This is a genomic window from Bradyrhizobium sp., from assembly GCF_027307225.1.
Taxonomy (GTDB): Bacteria; Pseudomonadota; Alphaproteobacteria; order Rhizobiales; family Xanthobacteraceae; genus Bradyrhizobium.
In genome coordinates, this window is sequence record NZ_DAHUXJ010000056.1 from 1 (window position 1) to 4,742 (window position 4,742).

The window sequence follows — 4,742 nt, forward strand, 5'->3', positions numbered from 1 at the left end:
TGATGCACCGCCGCCCCATCCCCGAGCTCCTCAAACCGCCGCCGCCGCGTGCCCCAGACCAGCCCGGATTTGAGTTCGGGCTGGCCGCAACACGCGCAGTGCAGCGACGTCGAAGGTTCCGCGCAGCCGCTTTCCCTGCGCACGCCGCATAAAGCAGAAATCGTGCCGGACGGTCGTGCGGCCGCCGTGGCCGTCTATTTCTGCGGCCTCGCGCTACTCTATTTCAAGCGGCGCGACCTGCTGTTTCCGGTACCGCCGCCGAAGCAATTCGTGCGACTACGCGGCGGCGTGCACGAAAACCTCGACGATTTCGGGGCCATCGAGACCGCGCATCACTTTATCGGACGGAATATTCGCCGAAATAACCTGCTATGATCGGCCGTCATCTGGCGTGTCTTAGGGGGATGGACGCATGAGCACTCATGGGCCGATGCCGCGGTCGGCGTGGATCTTTCCGGCACTGTCGGCGCTGCTCTTTGCCGGCGTCACGGCGCTTGGCTATTCGTTTGCACCTTCGCCGCCGGGTTGGCTGTTTGCGGCGTTGTTGCTTGTGATCCTGTTCGGCACGGTCTTTGCGGCCGTGCATCACGCCGAGATCGTCGCGGAGCGGATCGGCGAACCGTTCGGCACGCTGCTGCTCACGCTCGCCGTCACTATCATCGAGGTCGCGCTGATCGCAACCATGATGCTTGGCGAGAAAGCCGTGACCACGCTCGCGCGCGATACGGTTTTCGCCGTCGTGATGATCGTCTGCAACGGGTTGGTTGGCGTCTGCATTCTGGCCGGCGGCCTGCGTTACCGGGAGCAGGACATTCAGGTGAGCGGGTCTAGTCTCTACCTGAGCGTCCTTTCGGTACTTGCCACCATCACGCTGATCATGCCGAACTATACGTTGACCACGCCAGGACCGGTTTATTCGGCAGGCCAGCTCGGCTTTGTCTCGGTCGTCACCATTCTGCTCTACGGCGTATTTCTCTATACGCAGACCGTGCGGCACCGGGATTATTTCGTGGTGGATGCCGGGACGAGTACCGACGAAGGATCGCCGGTATCGAACCGGACGATCGTTGTCAGCACCGCTCTTCTCCTGGTCTCGCTGCTCGCCGTCGTGCTGCTCGCCAAGAAATTCTCTCTCGTGGTCGATGCAACCGCTGCGCTGATCGGCGCGCCGCCTGCCTTTGCCGGCATCCTGGTGGCGTTGTTGATCCTGCTGCCGGAAGGGGTGGCGGCCATCGTGGCGGCGCGCAGAAACGATCTTCAGAAGAGCATCAATCTCGCGCTCGGCTCCTCGCTGGCCACGATCGGGCTGACGATTCCGGCGGTGACGATTGCGGCTTACGAACTCGACAAACAACTCGTGCTGGGGCTTCCCACCAACGAAATGGTGCTGCTGGCGCTGACCCTGTTTCTCTGCATGCTGACGCTGGGCGGCGGCCGCACCAACATCCTTTTCGGGCTGGTCCACCTTGTGGTATTTGCAGTATTCGTGTTCCTGGTGTTCGTTCCCTGAATGGGAGAAATGCCGGAAATGGCGGGAGAAAAGCCGAAAATGACGAGTGCCGCGTCCGATGTTCAGGTCGACACCCCGGAGGTGCGCGTGACCCGGTGGCGGCTCGCTCCCGGGACGGCTACCGGACACCACACTCATGAGATGGATTATGTTATCGTCCCGGTCACCGCGGGCGAGATGACCATAGTGGCGCCCAACGGCGATCGCTCGAAGGCCCAGCTAGCGGCCGGCCAGTCATATTTTCGTAAAGCTGGTGTTGAACATGATGTGCTCAACGAAAGTGGGTCTGAGATCGTCTTTCTTGAAGTGGAGTTGAAGCCATAAGCCAGCCGTTTACCGAATTGCCACCGATATGCCTCAAACCTTGGGCATCTGAACCCGCGCGGGAGCGGTTGGCATGCTGAAATTGGCCTCCAAATTTGCGATGGATATTTTGCCGTCGGTGATCGCAACGGTCGTCGGCGCCTATATCGTCAACCATTACATCAACAACAGGACGCCCGCCGCCGCGCCAACCGCCGCCGTGTCAACGGCCGAGCCGAAAAAGGCCGCCTCCAAGGCCGATTCGAAACCCGCCGAGAAATCGGCCGACCTTGGTCGTATCCACGAGCCGGGTGTCCGGGCGAAGGGCATTTCAGAAAAGTCGATCACCGAAAAGTCGGCGGCCGAGAAGGCTTCCGTTGAGAAGGCCTCCCCCGAGAAAGCTGCCGAGAAGGCCGATCGTCCTGCCGAGACCGCCAGTATTCCTCCGGTGGCGCCGGCGGAAACGCGCCGCCACCCGGTTGAGAAGCGCGAGAAAGCCGCTTCCAGGCCCAACCCGACCCCAGCCGCCGAGCCGGTGGTTGCTGCGCCCGCTACCGCTCCGGCCGAGGCGACGCCGGACGCCAATGATCTGGCGCGCGCGGCGATCGAGCGCCTGCGTGGTACGGATCCCGCTCCGCACGTCCAGGACGCAGCCCGGATGCCGGAGCCGGCCAAGCCGGTGGAACCGCCTCGTGTCGTAGCCGCACCGTCCGCGCCTGTGCCGGCGTCGGTTCCGGTGGCGACTGCCCCGTCGCTCCAGCCCCTGCCGCCCCCGATCCTGGTGTCGGCTCCGCCCGCCGCCGATGCGAAGCCGCCGGTGGCACGAAATGACGACCCGAATCGTCCGACGCCGCCGGCCGATATTCCCGATCCGCATCCGCCGTTGGATTTGCGGGCCGATGCGGCTGCGGATCAGTCTGCGCCGAAGCGGCCACTTGCCGACGTGTTCTCGGCGGCAAAGTCGATGTTCAATTCGGTATTGCCGAAGCCCCAACAGTGAGTTGAGCACGGGTTGCCTGACTTGAGGCGGCGCGCTGGCGCCGCTCACAAATCATTTCAGAATGTTGCGTAATTCTCGCCCGGTTTGCCGCCGACGCGGGCAAAGGCGGACCGTGCGGCCTCGTCTTTCGGATGCAGGTTGATCGCGCGGCCATAGGAGCCGGCGGCCTTGACCTTGTCGCCGAGGCGCTCATAGGCGAGCCCGCGGCTCATCCAGGCCTGGACGTTTTGCGGATCGTCCTGCACGGCTTCGTCGAGGTCGGCGGAGGCTTCCTTTGCCTTTCCGAGCGCCAGATAGCTCAGGGCGCGGCCGAGCAGCGGCTCGAACTGTTGCGGCGCCAGACCGTTGGCCGTTGAAAAATCCTCGATCGCAAACTGGTGCTGCTTCTCGCCCTGATAGAGCAGGCCGCGGTTGTAATAGGCATCCGCATCGTCGGGACGCAGCGCGATCGCCTTGTTGAAGTCGTCGAGCGCTTGCGCCGCTTCGCCGCGCGCCTTGTGGACCAGCCCGCGGCCGAGCCAGGCGGGCGCATAGTTGGCATCGAGTGCCAGCGCCCGTTCATAATCGGACATCGCCTGGTCGAGCCGTTTGGTCTTGCGGTAGATCTGACCGCGATTGGCGAAGGCCTGACCGTAGTTTGAATCGAGGCTGATCGCCTTGTTGAAGTCGGCCAGTGCCTCGTCGGTTTTTCCGGCCTGCGCCAGCACCGATCCGCGCATGTTGTAGGCCTGCGGGTTATCGGGGTTGTTCTTGATGGTTTCGCTGAGCGAAGCGATGTTGGCCGAGGAGGTGATTTGCGCGGGCTCCTCCCTGGGTTCGGGGGACGGCGTCAGCGATCCCAGCGTCATGGAGCAGCCGCCAAGCGCGATCGCGGCCAATATAGTCAGCGCGGACGCACGGAGGCCCTGGCGCAAATTTCCGGAAAGGACTCCAGCCATCGGGACGGTCATCGTGCGGGATACTCACGCGCTTACCTGCTTACTGGTAACCCGACGCCGAACGAATTGCATCGGCCAAATGACAGTCCAGTGCCTACTTTCCGAAGTTCGTGCACCACCTCAGCCCGCGCCTTTGACGAACTTCGGAAAGTCATGGCCACTGGCAAACTTATTTGAAGTTCCTGAACCGAATTCGCCGCTTGTAGTGCAGGAACTTCAAATACGCGGCACTACGCGGAAAGCCGGAACGGAAACAAAATAAAACGCGGGCCGAATGACCCGCGTTATCAAATTCCTGTTCGAAGTCGGATCAGCGCGGTCCGCGTGGACCACCCGGACCGCTGCGGCCGCCACCCGGACCGCCACGATCGCCGCCGGGACCAGCGCCGAACACCGGCTTCGGCTTCATCGGCAGCAGGCCTTCACGTTGCAACTTCTTGCGGGCGAGCTTGCGCGCGCGGCGCACGGCTTCAGCCTTTTCGCGGGCCTTCTTCTCGGAGGGCTTTTCGTAGTGACCGCGGAGCTTCATCTCGCGGAAAATACCCTCGCGCTGCATTTTCTTCTTCAGCGCCTTGAGGGCTTGGTCGACATTGTTATCGCGAACGAGAACCTGCACGCGGCATCCTCTTTCCATTGATCGGATTGGATTCTGGTAAGGTCAAAGGGCTGGCCAAAACGCCTGACTCCCGACCTTTGAGCGGGCGGATGTATCAGACAAAAGGTGCAATGTCCACCTGCGGAAGGAGAATTTCGGCCGCTGCAGGGCTGCCCGACCGCGCAGAATCCGGTGGACGAGCAGGGCGATTTTAGGATCCTGCAACTTTTTCGGCGAATTTCGCGGGGAAGATCGCTAGGGCCTGTCCTCAATTGAGCCAGATGATAGCAGCCGCGAGATGGATTGCGGCGAGGAAATTTCTTGCGGTTTTGTCGTAACGTGTAGCAATGGCGCGATATTCCTTGAGCTTGCAGAAGAAGTTTTCGATGAGGTGAC

At 62.1% G+C, this 4,742-nt stretch carries 7 protein-coding genes; 4 read left to right on the forward strand and 3 right to left on the reverse strand.

The genetic code is table 11. The features are described from left to right. Positions 1-48: 48 nt before the first annotated feature. From M6D32_RS09540 to M6D32_RS09555, 4 genes are all read left to right on the forward strand, one after another. Positions 49-375 carry a hypothetical protein gene (locus M6D32_RS09540; protein ID WP_298255652.1) on the forward strand — a complete coding sequence of 109 codons (327 nt, stop codon included), beginning with the start codon at positions 49-51 and terminating at the stop codon, positions 373-375. A 37-nt stretch (positions 376-412) separates the two neighbouring features. After that, entirely contained in the window at positions 413-1,510 is a 1,098-nt protein-coding gene (locus tag M6D32_RS09545; protein WP_298255653.1) for an ionic transporter y4hA, read from the forward strand. Positions 1,511-1,549: 39 nt separating this feature from the next. After that, the gene (locus M6D32_RS09550) at positions 1,550-1,834 is read left to right on the forward strand and encodes a cupin domain-containing protein (protein WP_298255657.1); all 285 of its coding nucleotides are present in this window, start codon (positions 1,550-1,552) and stop codon (positions 1,832-1,834) included. 73 nt (positions 1,835-1,907) lie between these two features. Then, positions 1,908-2,813, forward strand: a complete 906-nt coding sequence (locus tag M6D32_RS09555) for a hypothetical protein (RefSeq protein WP_298255654.1) — start codon at positions 1,908-1,910, stop codon at positions 2,811-2,813. A 56-nt stretch (positions 2,814-2,869) separates the two neighbouring features. Here M6D32_RS09555 and M6D32_RS09560 read toward each other — a convergent pair whose 3' ends face one another. The 3 genes from M6D32_RS09560 to M6D32_RS09570 form a co-directional block, all read right to left on the reverse strand. Beyond that, the gene (locus tag M6D32_RS09560) at positions 2,870-3,763 is read right to left on the reverse strand and encodes a tetratricopeptide repeat protein (protein WP_298255655.1); all 894 of its coding nucleotides are present in this window, start codon (positions 3,761-3,763) and stop codon (positions 2,870-2,872) included. A gap of 298 nt (positions 3,764-4,061) precedes the next feature. Beyond that, entirely contained in the window at positions 4,062-4,367 is a 306-nt protein-coding gene (rpsU, locus tag M6D32_RS09565; protein WP_298255656.1) for a 30S ribosomal protein S21, read from the reverse strand. 247 nt (positions 4,368-4,614) lie between these two features. Beyond that, positions 4,615-4,742, reverse strand: a 128-nt coding sequence (locus M6D32_RS09570; protein ID WP_298255658.1) for a transposase, incomplete at its 5' end; no start/stop codon positions are given.

Bases quoted from the DNA above. Each gene is read 5' to 3' on its own strand.
- M6D32_RS09560 (WP_298255655.1), bottom strand. From the start codon at position 3,763: ATGACCGTCCCGATGGCTGGAGTCCTTTCCGGAAATTTGCGCCAGGGC.
- M6D32_RS09545 (WP_298255653.1), top strand. From the start codon at position 413: ATGAGCACTCATGGGCCGATGCCGCGGTCGGCGTGGATCTTTCCGGCA.
- M6D32_RS09555 (WP_298255654.1), top strand. From the start codon at position 1,908: ATGCTGAAATTGGCCTCCAAATTTGCGATGGATATTTTGCCGTCGGTG.
- M6D32_RS09550 (WP_298255657.1), top strand. From the start codon at position 1,550: ATGACGAGTGCCGCGTCCGATGTTCAGGTCGACACCCCGGAGGTGCGC.